Source organism: Flavobacterium poyangense (assembly GCF_011751075.1).
Classification (GTDB): Bacteria; Bacteroidota; Bacteroidia; order Flavobacteriales; family Flavobacteriaceae; genus Flavobacterium; species Flavobacterium poyangense.
In genome coordinates this window covers 1-789 of sequence record NZ_JAALLN010000083.1, presented here as the reverse complement: position 1 = coordinate 789, position 789 = coordinate 1, and the positions used below count along the sequence as shown (strand labels likewise).

The window sequence follows — 789 nt, the reverse complement described above, 5'->3', positions numbered from 1 at the left end:
AGTAGTTGGTAAGTTTCGCTCAGTTTTGTCTTTTTTTCAATGCTTTTTTCCAAAACGCTTGCCATTTCTTCTTTTTTTATAGCCTTCTTCGGTATAGCATTTTTTCAGGATGCCTGTTATCTCCGTTTTCTTATCTTCCGATAATACGGATTTTTCAATCATATCGGTAATCATGTTGTAAATAAATTGTTTTGGATCATCCTTGTAATACACTCTACATGCTGTAATACAATTGAATTTTTCTTGAGGTACATGTTTCAGAACTTCATCAATCTTTTTTACAGCTGTCTTTAAAGTGTATAAGTCAGAAATCTTCACTTCACATGCTGGAAAGCAATAATTTATGTACTGTTCATCAAGGTCACGAAGAGTAGCTATGATAGTATCGAATGGAGAATCAACAGCCTTCATGCAGTTTAGCAATTCAGGGTCGTTTCCCTTAGCTTCTTGAACGCAAGTAGTCAAAGTATCTTTCATTTGTTGCTTCTGGTCCTCTGTTACCTTATCATCCATTTCTGTAAGTAATTTAAGCACATCATACAAGGTTGACTCCTTATACTCCTTGTGGTACATGCAAGCCAAAGCCGCAGCCAGTTTTTCTTTCGGAACATTTTTTAGTTTATCAACACCTTCTGGCTTTCCAATACACTCTATAAGTGCCACATCATCTTCATTTTTTGTAAATCCATTCTCGACCAAGCATGTTTCTACGTTAACAGGCTCAAACGCATTGCTCACTTGCAAAGCAAAGCCGATAACCAATACGATGGCAAACGTCTTCAGTTGTTC

Annotated in this window: 1 protein-coding gene; it reads right to left on the bottom strand. The window is 36.6% G+C overall.

Annotated features, from left to right (window positions below):
• Positions 1-36: 36 nt before the first annotated feature.
• Positions 37-789, bottom strand: a 753-nt coding sequence (locus G3A47_RS22695; protein WP_166926545.1) for a hypothetical protein, incomplete at its 5' end; no start/stop codon positions are given.